General features: G+C 67.5%; 18 protein-coding genes. 9 read left to right on the forward strand and 9 right to left on the reverse strand.

The genetic code is table 11. The features are described 5' to 3' along the window. Position 1 precedes the first annotated feature (1 nt). On the reverse strand, positions 2-1,348 hold the full coding sequence (locus HV798_RS04370) for an XAC2610-related protein (RefSeq protein WP_175191207.1): 1,347 nt from the start codon (positions 1,346-1,348) through the stop codon (positions 2-4). 71 nt (positions 1,349-1,419) lie between these two features. On the opposite strand from HV798_RS04370, the gene HV798_RS04375 reads away from it, so the two are divergent. Beyond that, entirely contained in the window at positions 1,420-1,821 is a 402-nt protein-coding gene (locus HV798_RS04375) for a hypothetical protein (RefSeq protein ID WP_175191206.1), read from the forward strand. Positions 1,822-1,890: 69 nt separating this feature from the next. Here the strand turns inward: HV798_RS04375 and HV798_RS04380 are convergent, their stop codons facing one another. The 3 genes from HV798_RS04380 to HV798_RS04390 all read right to left on the reverse strand — a co-directional run bounded on the left by HV798_RS04380 (position 1,891) and on the right by HV798_RS04390 (position 3,936). Then, the gene (locus HV798_RS04380; protein WP_175191205.1) at positions 1,891-2,505 is read right to left on the reverse strand and encodes a hypothetical protein; all 615 of its coding nucleotides are present in this window, start codon (positions 2,503-2,505) and stop codon (positions 1,891-1,893) included. A gap of 49 nt (positions 2,506-2,554) precedes the next feature. Further along, positions 2,555-2,956, reverse strand: a complete 402-nt coding sequence (locus HV798_RS04385) for a hypothetical protein (protein ID WP_025139224.1) — start codon at positions 2,954-2,956, stop codon at positions 2,555-2,557. A gap of 86 nt (positions 2,957-3,042) precedes the next feature. Next, on the reverse strand, positions 3,043-3,936 hold the full coding sequence (locus HV798_RS04390; protein WP_175191204.1) for a LysR family transcriptional regulator: 894 nt from the start codon (positions 3,934-3,936) through the stop codon (positions 3,043-3,045). Positions 3,937-4,043: 107 nt separating this feature from the next. On the opposite strand from HV798_RS04390, the gene HV798_RS04395 reads away from it, so the two are divergent. Both HV798_RS04395 and tam read left to right on the forward strand, forming a co-directional pair. Continuing rightward, a complete protein-coding gene (locus HV798_RS04395) occupies positions 4,044-5,042 on the forward strand; it encodes a TerC family protein (protein ID WP_025139226.1) in 999 nt (332 codons plus the stop codon). Between the two features lie 159 nt (positions 5,043-5,201). Next, positions 5,202-5,966: a trans-aconitate 2-methyltransferase gene (gene tam / locus HV798_RS04400; RefSeq protein ID WP_175191203.1), complete on the forward strand. Its 765-nt coding sequence runs from the start codon at positions 5,202-5,204 to the stop codon at positions 5,964-5,966. Positions 5,967-6,034: 68 nt separating this feature from the next. On the opposite strand, the gene HV798_RS04405 is transcribed toward tam, so the two are convergent. Next, entirely contained in the window at positions 6,035-6,844 is an 810-nt protein-coding gene (locus HV798_RS04405; protein WP_175191202.1) for an AraC family transcriptional regulator, read from the reverse strand. Between the two features lie 85 nt (positions 6,845-6,929). Here HV798_RS04405 and HV798_RS04410 point away from each other — a divergent pair, with 85 nt between their 5' ends. Beyond that, positions 6,930-8,153, forward strand: coding sequence for an MFS transporter (locus HV798_RS04410; RefSeq protein ID WP_175191201.1), 1,224 nt, complete (start codon positions 6,930-6,932; stop codon positions 8,151-8,153). On the opposite strand, the gene HV798_RS04415 is transcribed toward HV798_RS04410, so the two are convergent. The 3 genes from HV798_RS04415 to HV798_RS04425 form a co-directional block, all read right to left on the reverse strand. Further along, the gene (locus tag HV798_RS04415) at positions 8,154-8,492 is read right to left on the reverse strand and encodes a protealysin inhibitor emfourin (RefSeq protein WP_175191200.1); all 339 of its coding nucleotides are present in this window, start codon (positions 8,490-8,492) and stop codon (positions 8,154-8,156) included. It lies immediately after the preceding gene. Next, entirely contained in the window at positions 8,489-9,553 is a 1,065-nt protein-coding gene (locus HV798_RS04420; RefSeq protein ID WP_175191199.1) for a M4 family metallopeptidase, read from the reverse strand. Before HV798_RS04420 ends, HV798_RS04415 begins: the two co-directional genes overlap by 4 nt. Before the next feature lie 182 nt (positions 9,554-9,735). Further along, positions 9,736-10,806, reverse strand: coding sequence for an ankyrin repeat domain-containing protein (locus HV798_RS04425; protein ID WP_175191198.1), 1,071 nt, complete (start codon positions 10,804-10,806; stop codon positions 9,736-9,738). A 134-nt stretch (positions 10,807-10,940) separates the two neighbouring features. Between HV798_RS04425 and HV798_RS04430 the strand changes: the two genes are divergently transcribed. Both HV798_RS04430 and HV798_RS04435 read left to right on the forward strand, forming a co-directional pair. Next, the gene (locus tag HV798_RS04430) at positions 10,941-11,570 is read left to right on the forward strand and encodes a DMP19 family protein (RefSeq protein ID WP_175191197.1); all 630 of its coding nucleotides are present in this window, start codon (positions 10,941-10,943) and stop codon (positions 11,568-11,570) included. A 253-nt stretch (positions 11,571-11,823) separates the two neighbouring features. Then, positions 11,824-12,666, forward strand: coding sequence for a prohibitin family protein (locus tag HV798_RS04435; protein ID WP_175191481.1), 843 nt, complete (start codon positions 11,824-11,826; stop codon positions 12,664-12,666). On the opposite strand, the gene HV798_RS04440 is transcribed toward HV798_RS04435, so the two are convergent. After that, positions 12,659-14,752, reverse strand: coding sequence for a PTS sugar transporter subunit IIC/EAL domain-containing protein (locus HV798_RS04440; RefSeq protein ID WP_175191196.1), 2,094 nt, complete (start codon positions 14,750-14,752; stop codon positions 12,659-12,661). The two genes, HV798_RS04435 and HV798_RS04440, sit on opposite strands and share 8 nt — an antisense overlap. 288 nt (positions 14,753-15,040) lie before the next feature. Between HV798_RS04440 and HV798_RS04445 the strand changes: the two genes are divergently transcribed. The 3 genes from HV798_RS04445 to HV798_RS04455 all read left to right on the forward strand — a co-directional run bounded on the left by HV798_RS04445 (position 15,041) and on the right by HV798_RS04455 (position 16,996). Continuing rightward, a complete protein-coding gene (locus HV798_RS04445; RefSeq protein ID WP_025139236.1) occupies positions 15,041-15,283 on the forward strand; it encodes a hypothetical protein in 243 nt (80 codons plus the stop codon). 152 nt (positions 15,284-15,435) lie between these two features. Next, on the forward strand, positions 15,436-15,939 hold the full coding sequence (locus tag HV798_RS04450) for an RNA polymerase sigma factor (protein WP_175216339.1): 504 nt from the start codon (positions 15,436-15,438) through the stop codon (positions 15,937-15,939). Between the two features lie 52 nt (positions 15,940-15,991). Beyond that, entirely contained in the window at positions 15,992-16,996 is a 1,005-nt protein-coding gene (locus HV798_RS04455; RefSeq protein ID WP_175191194.1) for a FecR family protein, read from the forward strand. Positions 16,997-17,025 lie beyond the last annotated feature (29 nt).

The following is a 17,025-nucleotide window of genomic DNA, read 5'->3' on the forward strand; positions in this document are numbered from 1 at the left end:
ATTACGACGGGCGTTTGGGGAACGGGTAGTCGACTTCGATCTCGTTCGAATAGACCGGTTCCGGAAGGCCCGGGTCGGTCAGCACGACGGCCAGGCGGTAGCGGCCAGGCGCCAGGTCGGGAAAGAACGGCACATACTGGCCGTTGCCTTCGCTGATCTGGTACTGCGGCTTGCCGTCTTCGCCCGCGCGCCAGACGACGGGGTCGTCGGCCCAGTCCGCGACGTGGCGCGGCGTGGCCACGGGTGGCGGTGCCGGGCGGTCTTCGGCCGGGGATGCGTATGGGTCAGCCGCCGGGGCAGGCGGGGGCGCAGGCGGTCCCAGCCTGACCGCGGGGCGTGAGTACAAGGGCTGCAAGGTGCGGCGCCCTTGTGCATCGGTGAACAGCAGCCGGATGCGCGGCGAGGCCAGCGTCGCCGGGCTCGGATCGAGGTTCGTCACATACAGCGTGAAACGGCCGCCGGCCTCGTAAAGCTGCGTGCCCAGGTGGCCGCGCACCGACAGCTGCAACCCACGCGTGGGCATGCGCTGCTGCGGCACGTAGGCATGCTTGTCGATCTTCAGGTCCGCGTAGCGCACCCACTTCAGGGGCGCGTCCGCCCGGTCTGCCGGATAGCGCACTTGCAGCCACTGCGGCCGCAGCGCCACCACGTTCAGCGGTTCGCCGGCCTGGGCGGTCTGCGTGGCCGGCGCCTTGACGTCGGGTTGGTCGTACAGGTCCAGCCGGCTGACCGGCACGCGGCTGTCGCCATCCAGGGGCGAGCCTTCGCCATCGATCTGGATGTGCGCCACCGCGCCCTGGTCATCGAAACGGGTATTGACGTCGAAGGAGGCGTCTTCCAGGTCGAACAGCGCGCGGCTCATCCAGCGCACCGGACGCGCCGTGCCATCGGCGCGCAGCACGTAGTCTTCGGACCCATAGCTGTCTGCGCCATAGCGGCAGCCCACCGAGAAGGCGGCGTGTTTGGCGTCGAATTCGGGGTTGACGAACTGGTGGCAGGGGCTGGCGTCGGGCGCCGGATGCCGGATTTCCTGGAAGGTGCCGTCTTGCGGGCGATACAGGAACAGGCGTGCATAGACCTGGGTGCTGCCGCCGCTTTGGCCGATCACCAGATCGCGGTAGCCGTCGTGGTTGATGTCCGGGGTCTGGATCTGGTCGACGGCCTCGTCGTCCAGCTTGGCCAGCGGCTGCGGGGCGCCACCGCGCACGCGCACGCTGACGGTCTGGCTGCCCGTGCCGGTGATGCTGACGACGGCGGGCAGGTCTGGCTTGATGGGGTAGGGGATATCGCGCGCGCAGGCAGGGGCGCCGAGGGTGGCCAGGGCGGCCGCGAGCAGGAACGTCTTCAAGATACCGCCTCCCGGATTTTCGTTTCGGCGAATTATGCCTTGTAGAATCAACGGATAGCGTTTGGTATGCCATGAACTTTCCGTTTCCCATCCGTCAAGAATGCCCGCCGGGCGCCTGTGAGTGCGACCGCGAACGGCTGCTGGCCGATCCGGCGGCGGACGTGCGCGTGCTCAAGTTGACCCGCGAAGAGGAAAAACGCCTGGTGGCGCGGCTGGAAAACATCACCAGCCTGGAAGACCTGCGTGCCATGCAGGGACGCATCCAGGCCCAGCTGGGCATCGTGGTGCGCATCACGCCCAGCGATAACGAAGTGCGCACCTCGCGCGGCATCGCCATCCAGCTCGACGCGCAGCCCGGCCTGTGCCGCAAGACGCGCGCGTCGATTCCCGCCGCCATCCGGCGCGGCTTCGACAACACCCCTGAAATCGTCTATGCGCTCTTGAACGAGCGCGACCTGCTGAGCGGCACGTAGGGAAACGGGCGGGGCCACCGCCCAGGCCGCCTATCGCCCCGCCGCAGTGGCACTAGGCGGCGTCTTGCGCTATTTGCCGCGCGGCACGGGGCAGGGCGCCAGGGGCACGACGTCGGCCGGCGTACGGCCCGCCTCCGGACGCGTGTCCATTTTCTTGCCGCTGCGCGCCGGATAGGCCAGCAGCACGGCGCTGCCCGCGTCCAGCTTGGGCGTGTTGGGGCCGCCATAGGCCACCGTCCAGCCGCGCACCGCCAGCGGCGCCAGCGTGTATTGCAGCGCCGAGCCGGGCGAGACGTGCGCGACCTTGCCGGCAAACAATTCCTGCTGCCGGGTTTCGACGCCGTTGACGGATTGGTAGGTGGCGATGCTGACCAGCGCGGCGGATTCACCATGCCGCGCCAGGATGGCGGTTTCGTATTTGCCGGGGGGAATGGCGGTCAGGCTGACGCTGATGTTGCCCTGGGCCTGGCCGCCCGCGTCCAGTGTCACGCCGGTGACGTCGGCACGGGCCAGCGGCGCCGTGCCGGTGTTGCGCACCCGCACGCTGTACTGCCCCGACGTGCCGGTGAGCGTGCAGACCTCGACGCCGTAGGGCGTGGCGCCCGTGCTGGCGTGGGCCGGCGCGAACGCGGTGAAGAGGACGGCGGCGGGCAGGCTGGCGGCGCGGATAAGTCGGGACGGCACGGTACGCTCCTAGGAGGCAGCGCGCCGGGATGCCGCGTCGCCTGCCTTATTACACCACTTGGCGGCCGGGGCCGTCGGCCTGCGCCCGCTTGCCCGCCAGCCAGTGCAGGATCAGGGCCAGCACCAGCAGGGCCGCCATGATGAAGCCCCAGAAGATCCAGCCGAGCACGGCGATCCACGTGCCCAGGCTGCCGGCGGCCGGCAGCACCTGGTTCAGGGCGCCCACCAGCCAGACCAGGCTGTCCTGCAGGGATTGGATGAGGCCGGCGTCGGCCCATGGCGCGGCCCAGGCCGGGGCCTGCCACGGCGTGGATTGCAGCGCCGCGGCGCCAGGCACCTGCGCGGTGGCGATCGTGGCCAGCACCCAGTCCGCGAGCTGCAGCGTGATCGCCACCAGCCCGGTCCATAGCGCGGCCAGCACGGCGAAAGCGAGCCAGATGATTTTCTTCATTGCGGTGGTACTCCGAGGATTCAAAAAAGAAGCTCAACGATAGAGCGGATTGCCTTCCCGAAAAACCAGCGTCTTTGTGACAATCATTAAGAAAAAACCGAAGTCTTGGCGTGCGCCAGGATCTGCTGCACCAGGGGGTGATGCTGGCCCCGGCGGTTGCGGATGCCATAGATTTCCTCGTGCACGCTGTCGCAGCGCGCCAACGGCCGCAGGCCGCGCAACAGGCCCACGTCGTCGCCGCCCAGGCGGCTGAGCGGAAATACGCCCAGGCCGCGGGCCGCAAACACCGACATCAGGGCGCTGTCTTCGAATTCACCCACCACGTTGGGTCGCAGGCCCTGGTCGTTGAACCAGCGGTCCAGCGTCTGGCGCAGCACCGAATGGCCGGTGGGCAGCAGCACGGGCAGGCGTTCCAGGCAGTGCGGAAAGTCCTGCGTGTCGGCCTTGCGCACCCACCGGGCGGGGCCGTACCAGTCCACCGGCGAAGACACCAGCCGGTCGCTGGTCAGGCGCAGGTTGGGGTTGGCCGGCGCGCCCTGGCCGGCCAGCACCAGGTCCAGGTGGTGGCGCGCCAGCTCGCCCAGCAGTTCCTCGACCTCGCCTTCGTGGCAGGTCAGGCGCAGGTCGGGGGTATCCAGCACGGGGCCCAGCAGTGCGTGGGCGGCCAGCTTGGAAATGCCGTCGGACAGGCCCACCGACAGCCGGATGACCGGCTTGGTGGCGGCGGCGCGCACCTCCTGCGGCAGTTCCTGGCCGATCTGGAAGATTTCCTCGGCGCGGGCAAAGGCAGCCTGGCCCGCGTCGGTCAGCGCCACGCCGCGGCCGGCAGGGCGCAGCAACTGGTGGCCCAGGTTCTTTTCCAGTTCGCGCACCTGGGCGCTGATGGTCTGGATGGCCATGTCCAGGCGTTCGGCGGCGCGGGAAAAGCCGCCTTCCTTGGCGACCATCCAGAAGTAATACAGGTGACGGTAATTGAGCATGGTGGCATTCACTTCGGTTTTTTCGAACCATAACTCACTTTCAGGCTGATTTCTCCGGCAGGCCAGGATCCGGATCATGGGTGCCTTCGAACACAAGCGGGAACGTCATGGAAGCCTTGCTCTCTTTTCTACATACCGACTTCGTCGGCACGCCGGCCTGGAGCTGGCTGCTCTTCATGGGCATCGTCGCGGCCCTGCTGGCCTTTGACCTGGGCGTTCTGCACAAGGACGATCGCGAGATCGGCGTGCGGGAAAGCCTGCTGCTGTCGGCCGGTTACATCACGGCTGCCCTGCTGTTCGGCGGCTGGGTCTGGTGGCAGATGGGCCCGACCAGCGGCATGGCCTACTACACGGGCTTCCTGATCGAGAAGTCGCTGTCGCTGGACAACGTTTTCGTGATCGCGCTGATCTTCAGCTTCTTCGCCATCCCGCGCCAGTTCCAGCATCGCGTGCTGTTCTGGGGCATCCTGGGGGTGATCGTGCTGCGCGCCATCATGATCGGCCTGGGCGCCGCGCTGGTCAGCAACTTCGGCTGGTTGATGTATCTGTTCGGCGCGTTCCTGGTGTTCACGGGCATCAAGATGTGGATGATCGCGGATCAAGAGCCGGATATCGCCACCAACCCGATCCTGAAGTTCCTGAAGCGCCGCATGCGGGTGACGGACGGGCTGCGCGGCAATGCCTTCTGGGTGCGCGAGCCGGATCCGGCGACGTCCAAGCCGGTGCGTTGGGCCACGCCGCTGTTCCTGGCCCTGGTATTGATCGAGTTCGTGGACCTGCTGTTCGCGGTGGATTCGGTGCCGGCGATCTTCGCCATCACTACCGACCCGTTCATCGTGTACACCAGCAACATCTTCGCGATTCTGGGCCTGCGTGCGCTGTACTTTGCGCTGGCGGCGATGATCCACCGCTTCCACTACCTGAAGTACGCGCTGTCGCTGGTTCTGGTGTTCATCGGCACCAAGATCTTCCTGGTGGGTTTCATCGGCAAGATTCCCGCGGTGGTGTCGTTGTCGGTGACCTTCGGTCTGATCGCGGGCGGCGTGCTGTTCTCGCTGTGGAAAACCCGCTCGGGGCAGTCGCAGCCTGAATTGAAGACCGAGTAATCGCGATATGCGTCAACGCCCCGGGGCCCGCCAATTGGCGGGCCCCGGGGCTTTTGACATATCGATTCGATATTGATTTTGTGTCGACTATATATTTGTCATATGGAATCGTGCGGCGTAGAGTGCAGGGCGTACACAGACCCACGCGAAGGAGCCGTCATGACCTGGTCCGCCAAACAGTATTCCGCCTTTGAAAACGAACGCACGCGCCCGGTGCGCGACCTGGTCGCCGCGCTGCCCAATGAAGACATCGCCACCGCGGTCGACCTGGGTTGCGGCCCGGGCAATTCCACCGAAGTGCTGGCCAGCCGCTACCCGAAGGCCGCCGTGACCGGCATGGATAGTTCCGACGACATGGTGCAGGCCGCGCGCAAGCGCCTGCCCGGCATCGCGTTCGAACTGGCCGACATCGAAACCTGGAATCCGCCGCAGCAGTACGACGTGATCCTGGCCAACGCCGCGCTGCAATGGGTGCCCGACCACGCGACGCTGTACCCCCGCCTGGTCAGCAAGCTGGCCCCGGGCGGGAGCCTGGCGGTGCAGACGCCGGACAACCTGGAGGAGCCTGCCCACCGGCTGGCGCGCCAGGTGGCTGCCGACGGACCCTGGGCCGCCAAGATCGGCACGGTCAAGCATCCGCCGCGCCACAGCGCCGCCTGGTACTACGAATTGCTCAAGCCGCATTGCGGCCGGCTGGATGTCTGGCGCACGACCTACATGCACCCGCTGGCGGGCGCGCAGGCGGTGGTGGAATGGTTCAAGGGCACGGCGCTGCGGCCCTACCTGAACCGGCTGGATGCCGACGAGCAGGCGGCCTTCCTGGAACGCTACCTGGACGAGATCTCGCGCGCTTATCCCGCGCTGGCGGACGGCACCGTGCTGCTGCCGTTCCCGCGGCTGTTCCTGGTGGCGGGGCCGAAGTAAGGCCTTGCCCGCGGCGCTGCGCAGGCGCCCCGGCATGGCCGATTTGCCGGCCACTGGCACTGCGGTGCCTACGCCTGCATCGCGCCGCGCTCTTCTGCCTTGTCCGAGAAATAGCGCGCCGGCGTCTGCCCCAGCGCCTTGCGGAACATGGTGATGAAGGCGCTGACCGATTCATAGCCCAGGTCTTCGGCCGTGCGCTGCACCGACACGCCCGATGACAGGCGTTGCAGCGCCATCACGATGTGCATCTGCTGGCGCCAGCGGCCGAAGCTCATGCCGACTTCCTGCTGTACCAGCCGCGCCAGCGTGCGCTCGCTCATGGCCAGGCGGCGGCCCCATTCGGCTACCGTGCTGCGGTCGGCGGGATCGGCGCGCAGGGCGGCCGCAATTTCCTTCAGGCGCGGGTGGTCGGACAGCGGCAGGTGCAGCTGTTCGGTGGGCAACTGCGCCAGCAGGTCGACCAGCACGCCGGCCAGCCGGCGATTGGCGGGTTCGCCCGTGGCGGCGGGGGGCAGGTCGGCCAGGTAGGCCACCATTTCGCGCACCAGCGGCGTCACCGCCAGCGTGCAGCACTGGGCGGGCAGGCCGGGCGTATCGGCCGGCACGAACAGGAAGCAGACCCGGCCGTTGTCGGTGACGCGGTTGCTGTGCGGCACGCCGCCCGGAATCCAGACCGCGCTGCCCGGCGGCACCATCCACAGGCCCTGCGGCACGAAGCTGGTGACCCCGCCTTGCAGCGACAGCACCAGTTGCCCCATGCGGTGACGATGGGTGGGCGATTCGTGCTCGTTGCGGGCCGCGTCCACCCGCATCGCGTAGGTCCATTGCGACGGGGTGTCGGGGTCGAAATAGGGGCTGTGCTGGTCGGGCGGATACATGGCGCGGCGGCGCTTGGCAGAATTTAGGGATATTTTGTCATTATCTCGAAATTCAGCAGAAGCGCCATTGCTTAAGCTAGTCGCCATGAATGCTCCTGCCCCCTCTCTTGCTTCCCAACGCCCCGTCTTGCTGATCGTGGGCATTCTTTTCATCGCCATGGCCCTGCGCGCGCCGTTCACCGGCATTGCGCCGTTGATCGGCCTGATCCGCGAGCAGATCGGCCTGTCGTCGTCCGCCGCCGGCATGCTGATCGCGTTGCCGTTGCTGGCATTTGCCATCGTCTCGCTCGGCGTCGCCAGCCTGGCGCGGCGCTACGGCCTGGAACGCACGCTGTTCGCGGCGCTGGTCATCATCGGCGTCGGCATCGTGCTGCGCAGCCAGGGCGCCGCCTGGGCGCTGTACGCCGGCACGGCCGTCATCGGGTCCGGCATCGCCATCGGCAACGTGCTGTTGCCCAGCCTGCTCAAGCGCGACTTTCCGCAGCGCGTGGCCGGACTGACCTCGGCCTATGTGCTGACGATGAGTATCGCGGCCGGCGCCGCGTCGGCGCTGGCGGTGCCGCTGGCCAGCCTGGCTGGCGGCGACTGGCGCTTTTCATCGCTGTGCCTGCTGGCCGTGCCGCTGGCCGGCGTGCTGCTGTGGCTGCCGCAACTGGCCAACCACACGCCGCCCGCGGCCACCACGGCGCATGCGCCGCATGGGGCGCGGCTGTGGCGTTCGCCGCTGGCCTGGCAGGTGACGCTGTACCTGGGCATCAATTCCTTCGTGTTCTACGTGGCCGTCAGCTGGCTGCCGGCGATTCTGCGCGACGCGGGCTATTCGGCCGAACGGGCGGGCTCGCTGCATGGGCTGCTGCAGCTGATGTCGGCGGGGCCGGCGCTGTTCCTGGCGCCGGTGGTGCGCCGCATGAAAGACCAGCGCGCCGCGGCGTTCTGCTCGGCGGGCGCGTCCTTCGTGGCGTTGGCCGGCCTGATCCTGGCGCCGGCCTGGGCCGTGCTGTGGATCGTGCTGCTGGGCCTGGGCACCGGCGGCGGCATCATCCTGGGGCTGATGTTCGTCGGCCTGCGCGCCAGCCACGCGCAGCAGGCGGCGGCGCTGTCGGGCATGGCGCAGTGCGTGGGCTACCTGTTCGCGGCGAGCGGCCCGGCGCTGGTCGGCGCCTTGCACGACCGGCTGGGCGGCTGGTCGCTGGCGTTGGGCCTGTGCGCGGCGCTGTGCCTGGTGATGGCCGGCTGCGGGCTGCTGGCGGGCCGCGCTATCCAGATCGGCCAGTTCCGTCCGCATGGTGCGGCGGCGAAGGCCGCCTGATCACGGTCTGGCGCCCTGGCTGCGCCAGAGCTGCACCAGGGAGTCAGGCGCCTCGGCCTCGGGCACGTCGAACACCAGGCTGGCGGTCGCGCCATCGGCCGGATCCCTGAAGACCAATTCCACATGGAAGTAGCGCTGGTCGCCACCCTGCGCGCCGCATTCCGGCGACGCCACCGGCGCGGCGCTTTGCAGCGCTTCGCAGACCTGTTCGCGCAGGCCGGGCGGGCAGGCGGCCAGGTCGATGCTGCGCGGCTGGGCCAGGCCGGGCAGGTACGCCAGGCCGCCTTCGCGGGTCAAGCTTACGCGCAACGCAAATTCCAGCGGGGGCAGGTCGATCATGGCTGCACTCCCACCGCGGCCCAGGCGCTGGCCACGGCTTTGTGGACCGCGCTGTCGTGGCGGGTGCGGGCGATGTCGACGGTCAGCGTGGCGAAGGCGGCGAAGTCGGCATCGTGGCGCAGCCGCTTGTCGCAGAGCGTGTCGTACCAGATGCGGCCGGCCACTGCCCAGGCCGGACCGTCCAGCGCGGTGGCGGCCAGGTAGAAGGCGCGATTGGGAATGCCGGAATTGATGTGCACGCCGCCGTTGTCGCGCGGCGTGTCGACGTAGGCGCTCATGTGGGCGGGTTGCGGGTCCTTGCCCAGCACGGGGTCGTCATACGCCGTGCCGGGTTCGGCCATCGAGCGCAGCCCGCGCGCCTGTACCTTGGGCAGGAACAGGCCCTGGCCCACCAGCCAGTCGGCTTCGCGGGCGCTCTGGCCCAGCGCGTACTGCTTGACCAGCGCGCCGAACACGTCGCACAGCGATTCGTTCAGCGCACCCGACTGGCCCTGGTAGGCCAGCGCCGCTTCGGTGTCGATGACGCCGTGCGTGAGTTCGTGGCCGATGATGTCCACCGCGATCGTGAAGCGGTTGAAGACTTCGCCATCGCCGTCGCCGAACACCATCTGCGCGCCGTTCCAGAAGGCGTTGTCGTAGTCTTCGCCGTAGTGCACGCTGCCCACCAAAGGCAGGCCGCTGCCGTCGATGGAGTCGCGCTGGTAGATGTTCCAGAACAGTTTGTAGGTGGCGCCCAGGTGCGCATAGGCCTCGTCCACCGCGGCGTCGCCGCTGGCCGATGCCCCTTCCGCGCGCACCAGCCGGCCGGGCAGGGTGGTGCCGTTGTCGGCGTTGTGCACGGCGCGTTGCGGGTCGCCGGCGGCGGCATTGGGGCGGGGGGCGGCCAGGCGAGCGCGGGGCGGCTGCTCGGCCATTTCGCGCAGGCCGCGTTGTTGCTGGTCGATGATCAGGGTCTTGACTGCCGGCATGCTGACTCGCGCATCGGCATGCTGCGCCAGGCGGTCCAGCACGTAAGGCGGGATCACGCCGATCAGCGGCGCGGACTCGGAAGGTCGGGTCATCGTCGGTCTCCGTCTGAGGACCGGGCGGGGGGCGCCAGGCCTGCGAGCGGGCGTTCGGCCCACGCTTTACGGTAGCAGAGGGCGGCGGCGCGCAGGCGTAACAGTGTGCGGCGCGATGCGAGGAACGATGAGCCTGGCGACGCCGGGATCAGCCGCCGTGCGGCGTCGACGACAACGGGACCCTAATCGCCTTCCAGCACGCGGTTCATGTGCAAGGCGGGCGCGGCCATGAATTCGTTGAACCCGGCGATGTCGCCGTATTCCTCGTGTTCGATATCCCAATAGCCGATGCGTTGGGACGCGGGATTCCACACCAGCAGGATGTCGGAATAATCGCCCGACGCGCGGCTCAAGCGCAGCACCTTCCTGCGCCCGGCCTGCATCGCAATGGTGTCGGTGAGCGCAAAGAATTCCACGAAGCCGAAGTCGCTGTCCGGCAATTCGATGCGCCGCTGCGCACCTTGCAGGAAGGCGAGCAGTTCCGGAACGAGCTTGTACGGCTTGAGCGCATGCAGCCTGTGGGCCACGCTGTGCAGCTCGGGGGTTTCCAGCGATTTGAAATAGTCCGCCAGCGCGGCGTCGTCCTGTTCCATGGCAATCGTGTAGGGGCGTTCGCCGTCACGGTTGGCCAGCGTGACGTCGGCGCCGTGTTCGACCAGCAGGCGGCATGTCTTCGCGTCACGATTCCGAGCCGCGACCATCAAGGGCGTCGCGCAGTCGGGAAACACCTGGTCCCGCTCGCGGAAATTGACGTCCACGCCATGCCCCAGAAAGAACGTGATCGCCGGGTACTGGCGGTTGAAGACCGCAGAGCGAAAGGCCCCGCCCGCATGGACGGCAGCGGTGTGTCCCAAGGCGTCGATGACGGGCAGGTGCTTGAATTTCTTGCCGTACAACGCTTGTTGATAGGCATCGCCACCGACTTTCAGGCGGGCATGGATATCGGCGCCATGCTGCACCAGATAGCGCATCATGTCCGGGGTGGCGTGGCGGGCGGCCAGAACGAAGGCAGGCGCCCGAGTGTCGTTCAGGTGGGCGCCGTGTTCGACCAGCCAACGTGTCGACGCGGTGCACTGGGCGACGAGCGCCAGTTCGATCGGCAAGACCTGCACGTGCGGACTCAGCACGATGGCCGCGTTGATATCCGCCCCGCCTGCCAGGAACGCATCGAGCGCCGCGACGTCGTTCGCCAGCACTGCGGTGGCGAAAGGCGGCACGTCTGCGAATTTGCCGAGACCTGCAATGTTGACCATGTGGTAGAACTCCGGAAACGCACGGATAGCCGCGCACGACTAGCCATTGATTACGCGGTGATTTTGCCAAAGGTTCGGCGATCGTGCCGGGCGACCCCGCGCCACCCATGTTGCTCATTCCAGGAATTCACCGCATGTCCGACTACCGCATCCGCGATCTCTCGCTGACCGACACCCACATCGTCCTGACCCTGGCCAATGGCCGCACGCTGCAGGAACCCATTCGCCGCCACATCCGGCTGGAAAAAGGCAGCCCGGCCGAGCGCGCGCAGTGGCAATTGGTGGACGACGGCCACGGCGTGGTCTGGCCGGCGCTGCTGGCGCCGTCGGCCGAAGGCATGCTGAACGTGCGCGACCTGCTGTGGGATGCGGTCTACGAGCGCGCGCTGGCCACGTTGCAGGCGGCCGGCTGGCAGTTGGACAGCCTGTCGCCGCGCGACCAGGAGCTGGTGGCGTTGTGGCGCATGGAAGCCGACATCAACAACGGCGGCTTCATGCAGTTCCTGTGCAACTGGGGCGACCCCACCTGCCAACTGGCGCTGGGCGCGCTCAAGAAGATCGGGGCGGCGCGCACGCATGCCATCCTGGCGGACATGCGCGGCCTGATCGACCGTTTCGAGGAATCGCCCGAGGTGGTGCAACTGAACGACATCTACGGCGCGATGACCGAAGACGAACAGGCGCGCCTGGAAGAATTGGACGAGGCGTTTTTCGAGTACCCGGACAACCTGGCCCGCTTGGGATTGGCGTGTTACGGCGCCTGACAAGACGAAACAACCGTAACTTTTCTGTCGATTTCCGGGGACGGAGTCGCGCTAGAATCGCTGGCTTCTATCCCGGGGGGGAATGCCAGATGCGTTATTTCCTGATCTTGGTTGGGGCGGCCGTGGTCGCCTATTTGCTCGCGCGCGGTATCGCCGCCGTGCTCTCGGACCGTAAACGCAACAAATCAGAAAAGGACTCCAAGTGAAGCCGACCGACCTGCAGATCGTCAAATCCGCCAAGCCGCGCAGCCTGATGGTGGCCGTGGTCACTGGCGTGCTGTTCCTGCTGATTCTGTTCATTGCATTCGGCTCTTGGTTCCAGGTGGATCAGGGCGAACGCGGCGTGGTGCTGCGCAACGGCAAGCTGGTGCGCGTGTCCGAGCCGGGCCTGGATTTCAAGACGCCGTTCATCGATAGCGTCATGATGGTGTCGGTGCGCGACCACACCTTCGTGTTCGAGAAGCTGGAAGCCTACAGCTATGACCAGCAACCGGCCACGTTGCGCGTGTCGGTCACCTACCGCGTGCCGTCCGAGCATGTGGCCGAGCTGTATTCCGAATACGGCACCATCGGCAATCTGCAGATGCGCGTGCTGGAACGCAAGACGCCCGACGCGGTCAAGAACGTGTTCGGCCAGTACACCGCCGTGCGCGCCATCCAGGAACGCCAGAAGCTGGGCCTGGACGTGAACAACGCCGTGCTCAAGACGATGGAAGGCGCACCGGTGCAGGTGGTGGGCGTGCAGATCGAGGAAGTGGGCTTCTCGCAGGCCTACGAGCATTCCATCGAGCAGCGCATGCTGGCCCAGGTGCAGATCGAGACCACGCGCCAGCAGAAGGAAACGGCGATGATCAACGCCGAGATCCAGGTGGTCAAGGCCAAGGCCGAAGCCGATGCGCGCCGCCAGCAGTTCACGGCCGAAGCCGACGGCATCCGCATGCGCGGCGAAGCCGAAGCGGCGTCCATCCGCGCCAAGGCCGAAGCCCTGGCCGCCAACACCAATCTGGTCAGCCTGAACGCCGTCGAGAAGTGGGATGGCGTGCTGCCGGCCACGCAGGTGCCCGGCTCGGCCATGCCGTTCATCGGCATCAAGTAGGCGCGGCAGTGTCCTGCGCGGCGGCCTGCATGCGCTGCCGCGCGAATTGCACCACGCTGTCGCCCGGCAGCGCGCGGCTGTAGAACCAGCCTTGCACGATGATTTCGGCGCTGGATTCCAGCGCCGAAATCTGTTCCTGCGTTTCCACGCCCTCGACAATGATCTGCAGGTCCAGCGCTTCGCAAAAGCGCAGCAGGCCGCTCATCACCTGCGCGCCGCGTTCGCTGCGCTGGGCCAGCACGAAGCTGCGGTCGATCTTGACCGCGTCGATCTCGAACTGGTGCAGGTAGCTCAGGGCCGAATAGCCGGTACCGAAGTCGTCGATGTAGATGCGGCAGCCGATACCGTGCAGGCGGCCGAACGCCGTGTGCAGCGCCTCGGCGTCTTCCACCAGCGCGTCTTCGGTCAGTTCCACCGAGACCTGCCCGCGGGCCTGTTCCAGCACCTTCACCAGCTTGTCCAGGTACGACGCGGACGTCAGCGTGCTGCTGGTGACGTTGATGGTCAGCGGCAGGGCGAAGCCGGCGCGGCGCCAGGCCTGGCATTGCAGCACGGCCTGCTTGGCTACCCACAGATCCACCTCGCGCATCAGGTCGGCCTGCGCCAGCCAGCGCAGGAATTCCAGCGGCGCCTGCTGCATGCCTTCGGGGCCGGTGGCGCGCAGCAGCGCCTCGCAGCCGGTGCACAGGCCGGTGCGCAGCGACACCTGCGGCTGGTATTCCAGGTAGAAGTCGTATTCGCTGATGGTGCGGATGCGCGAGATCTCGGCGCTGCGGCGCGCGCGGTTGGCGTAGGTCGATACCACGGGGTCATGCGCGAACAGCAGCGATTCTTCCTGCAGGCGCGGAAAGGTGGTGTCCAGCGACTTGAAATACACGGTGGCATCGGCCTTGCGCTGGCGCTCCAGCGCCACCACGAAGGGCGCGTACAGGCAGGTGCCCAGCGCGATCAGGAACACCTGCAATACGACGCCACCCAGGTGGCCGCCCGAACCCAGGTAGGCGTTGAGCAATACCGGCGAGGTCAGCGGCAGCGTGACGGTGGCCGGGTCCAGCCAGCCCAGCTGCACCACGGCCAGCGCAATGATGACATTGCACACCGGCGTCAGCACGAACGGAATCAAGAGGCGCGGATTCAGAATCAGCGGCAGGCCGAACAACAGGATCTCGTTGACGTTCAGCAGCGACACCGGGATGCTGGCCAGCGCCAGCAGGCGCAGTGATTCGCTGCGCGAGAACAGGAGGATCGCGGCCACCAGCGACAGGGTCGCGCCGGCCCCGCCGATGAAGGCAAAGGCGCCCAGCAGCGTGCTGTTCAGCGCATACATGCCCTGGTAGCCGGCGGCGGCGCTGGCGGCGTTGAGCGACGTGGCCTGGTCCAGCACATCGAGAATGGGCGCCATGGCGTGGTAGCCGTGGATGCCGAAGAACCAGAAGATCGAGTTCATCGCGGCCATCATCGGGCCGGTGGTGAAGGGGCTGTCCAGCGAAGCCAGGTCGACAGGGATGTTGAACTGCGTGACGCCGGGCACGCGCAGCACCGCGCTCAGGACCAGCACGACGACCCCGGCGACCAGCAGCCCCGGTATCACCATGTTCAGCGTGCCGCGCACGTTTTCGCCGATCAAGCCATCGGGCGCCAGGCGGGTCCAGCGGCGCCGGTGCAGCCACGACAGCAGCGGCACCGTGCCCAGCGGCGCGACGATGGCGATGAACAGGGTCAGCGTGGCGGCGGCGTGCGGGTAGGGCGCCAGGAGGCCCTCGGCGATCACCAGGTACGACAGGCACAGGAAGGCGGCCGGCAGGTTGGGCACGCGGTAGCGGATGGAAAGCATGTAGCCGATGGACGTGCTGACCAGCATCGGCATGACGGCATTGAGCTTGTCGTGTACCCCCGACAGGACATCGGCGACGTGGGGCGGCAGCCCCAGCTGGCGCGCCACGATGGCCAGCACGAGAAACAGCGCGGCCACCAGCAGGCAGGGCATCGTCCAGAGCAGGCCTTCGCGGATGGCTCGCAGCGCGCTTGCGCCGGCCAGGGCCGCCAGCCGATCTTTCGGATAGCGCATGAAGCTCGATGTCGGCATACCGGTGTCGCCCTTAAAAGCCCGCAACCGAGGGAGGGCTGTCCCAGGGACCGCATCGTGCCGGTGACCTGGGCTTTGTAAGAATGCTTTGCGGCATCCTAGCGCCTGAGTTCCCGCTTTAGCAATCGCGTTTCGAAAAAATCCTAGGGATTCCCCTCTGTCAAGAATTGAAAAGGCGGCGCATCGTGCGCTTATCAGGAGGCAGGCAGCGCTATACGATCAATTCGACGGCGTCCGTTTCGTGGGAGCGGCGGTGTCAAGCAAGGGCGTTACCGAGAGGACGACAAGATGTCTCAGTTGGAGTGGGTGCCTGGCGACAAGACGCCAGAGCGGCAGGGCTATTACGAGACCAGGCTGGACACGGGCGGTACCGCGATTTCGCTGTACAGCGTGCTGGGATGGATGCCGGCCAAGGCGCCGGGCAACATGGTGAGCTGGCGCGCCTTGCCGCCGGCGGCCGAACGCGAAGAGGCCGAACGGCACATCCAGGAGCTGCGCGCGGCCCAGAGCCATGTGCCGATGGATTATTAGGACCGAATCGGCAGATCAGATGCGTCTGACTTTCCGGGTGACCTGACCGGATCGAACGGCCCGCGGCGGGGTGGGGCGCGTGCGCAAGTTGCGATAATGAGAATTATTTGTAAAATCCGCAGCGTTGCCACCCTACGCTACCGGATCGCCCCATGTCCCGCCCCGCCTCGTCCCGCCCCGGATGGCTCGCCTGCTATGACGAGCTGATCGGCGCCTGGACGCGCCGGTCGGGCAACCGGCACGACGCCGAAGACGCCGCGCACGACGCGATCGAACATCTGCTCAAGGCGGACGGCAGCGTGGCGGCCAAGGCCCGCGGCTATCTGTTCCAGGTGGCCGGGCATCGCCTGATCGACCGCTGGCGCCGCCAGGGCCGCGAGCAGCACGTGCCGCTCGATGACCTGGCCGAAGACGACCAGCCGGCCGGGCCCGACCCGGATGCGCCGCTGCGGGCGGCGCGCCTGGCCGACGACCTGGCGCGCGTGCTGGCGGAACTGCCGCCCAAGTGCCGCCAGGCCTTCGTGCTGAATCGCATCGAAGGCTGGACCCAGGCCGAGGTGGCCACCTACATGGGGCTATCCAAGAATATGATTGAACGCTACGTCATGCGGGCGATCGAATACGTGCAGGAGCGCCTGCGCGAGCACGCGCCGTGACGCAGGTTTCCTTCACTACAGATCCGCGCCCGGACGCGGACGGCAGCCACCGATGACCGAGTCCTTTACCCGCGATGCCGACGACCCGCGCCAGCCCGCCACCGCCGCCTGGTGGTTTGCCCGCTGGCATTCGGGCGACATGACGCGCCGCGAGCGCCGCGCCTTCGCGCGCTGGCGCCGCGAGCAGCCGGACGCCGCGCGCGACTTCGACCGCATGCAGCAGCTGGGGCAGGCGGCCGAGCGGCTGCCGCAAGACCGCGTCCAGGCCCTGCTGGGCGGCGCCGTGCCGGCCCGGCCCAAGGGGCGCCGATGGTTGCCGTTGCCTGCGCCATTGCGCGTGGGCTTCGCCTGCGCCTTGCTGGCGCTGGTGGCCCTGGCGGGGTGGTGGAGCCTGCCCGGCGAGGCGCCGTCCTTCACGACCGTGGTGGGCGCCGACCGCGGCGAGCGCAAGCAGGTCACGCTGCCCGATGGCTCGGTGCTCGAGATCAACGGCAACACGCTGGCCGAGGTGAAGTTCTACGCGGGCCGCCGCGAGGTTGAACTGCAGGGCGGCGAGATTCTCTTTTCCGTCAGCCCCGATGCCGAGCGGCCGTTCCTGGTGCGCGCCGGCAGCGGCGAGGTGCGCGTGACGGGCACCGTGTTCGACGTTCGGCGCGACGAAGACGTCGTCACGGTGCTGGTGCGTTCCGGCACGGTGGAAGTCACCGGCGGCCATTGGTGGAACCTGGGCCTGGCGGTGCTGCGCGGCGGCCATGGCATCCGCGTGCCTAGTAGCGGCGCCATCGGCGTGCCGGCGCCCGCCGACGTCGACACGGCGCTGGCCTGGCAGACGGGGCGCGTGGTGTTCAAGAATGCACCGCTGACCGAAGTGGTCAGCGAAATGAACCGCTACCTGGCCACGCCGCTGCGCGTGGCCGACAGCCGGGCGGGGCGCCTGCGCGTGTCCGCTTCGTTCAGCCTGGACCGCCCCGAAGCGCTGCTGGACGCCTTGCCGGCGGTGGCTCCGGTGAAGCTGGCGCCCGCCGCAGACGGCGTGATCGACGTGTCGGCGCGTTGATCGTTACAAATTAATCGGACGAAGCATTC

It is taken from the genome of Achromobacter deleyi, from assembly GCF_902859705.1.
Taxonomy (GTDB): Bacteria; Pseudomonadota; Gammaproteobacteria; order Burkholderiales; family Burkholderiaceae_B; genus Achromobacter; species Achromobacter deleyi.

What these genes read in the sequence shown, in the direction of transcription:
- HV798_RS04455 (WP_175191194.1), top strand. Translation starts at nt 15,992, where the DNA reads ATGACCGAGTCCTTTACCCGCGATGCCGACGACCCGCGCCAGCCCGCC.
- HV798_RS04375 (WP_175191206.1), top strand. Translation starts at nt 1,420, where the DNA reads ATGAACTTTCCGTTTCCCATCCGTCAAGAATGCCCGCCGGGCGCCTGT.
- tam (WP_175191203.1), top strand. Translation starts at nt 5,202, where the DNA reads ATGACCTGGTCCGCCAAACAGTATTCCGCCTTTGAAAACGAACGCACG.
- HV798_RS04425 (WP_175191198.1), bottom strand. Translation starts at nt 10,806, where the DNA reads ATGGTCAACATTGCAGGTCTCGGCAAATTCGCAGACGTGCCGCCTTTC.
- HV798_RS04405 (WP_175191202.1), bottom strand. Translation starts at nt 6,844, where the DNA reads ATGTATCCGCCCGACCAGCACAGCCCCTATTTCGACCCCGACACCCCG.
- HV798_RS04445 (WP_025139236.1), top strand. Translation starts at nt 15,041, where the DNA reads ATGTCTCAGTTGGAGTGGGTGCCTGGCGACAAGACGCCAGAGCGGCAG.
- HV798_RS04410 (WP_175191201.1), top strand. Translation starts at nt 6,930, where the DNA reads ATGAATGCTCCTGCCCCCTCTCTTGCTTCCCAACGCCCCGTCTTGCTG.
- HV798_RS04385 (WP_025139224.1), bottom strand. Translation starts at nt 2,956, where the DNA reads ATGAAGAAAATCATCTGGCTCGCTTTCGCCGTGCTGGCCGCGCTATGG.
- HV798_RS04435 (WP_175191481.1), top strand. Translation starts at nt 11,824, where the DNA reads ATGGTGGCCGTGGTCACTGGCGTGCTGTTCCTGCTGATTCTGTTCATT.
- HV798_RS04450 (WP_175216339.1), top strand. Translation starts at nt 15,436, where the DNA reads ATGTCCCGCCCCGCCTCGTCCCGCCCCGGATGGCTCGCCTGCTATGAC.
- HV798_RS04430 (WP_175191197.1), top strand. Translation starts at nt 10,941, where the DNA reads ATGTCCGACTACCGCATCCGCGATCTCTCGCTGACCGACACCCACATC.
- HV798_RS04395 (WP_025139226.1), top strand. Translation starts at nt 4,044, where the DNA reads ATGGAAGCCTTGCTCTCTTTTCTACATACCGACTTCGTCGGCACGCCG.
- HV798_RS04390 (WP_175191204.1), bottom strand. Translation starts at nt 3,936, where the DNA reads ATGCTCAATTACCGTCACCTGTATTACTTCTGGATGGTCGCCAAGGAA.
- HV798_RS04440 (WP_175191196.1), bottom strand. Translation starts at nt 14,752, where the DNA reads ATGCCGACATCGAGCTTCATGCGCTATCCGAAAGATCGGCTGGCGGCC.
- HV798_RS04420 (WP_175191199.1), bottom strand. Translation starts at nt 9,553, where the DNA reads ATGACCCGACCTTCCGAGTCCGCGCCGCTGATCGGCGTGATCCCGCCT.
- HV798_RS04415 (WP_175191200.1), bottom strand. Translation starts at nt 8,492, where the DNA reads ATGATCGACCTGCCCCCGCTGGAATTTGCGTTGCGCGTAAGCTTGACC.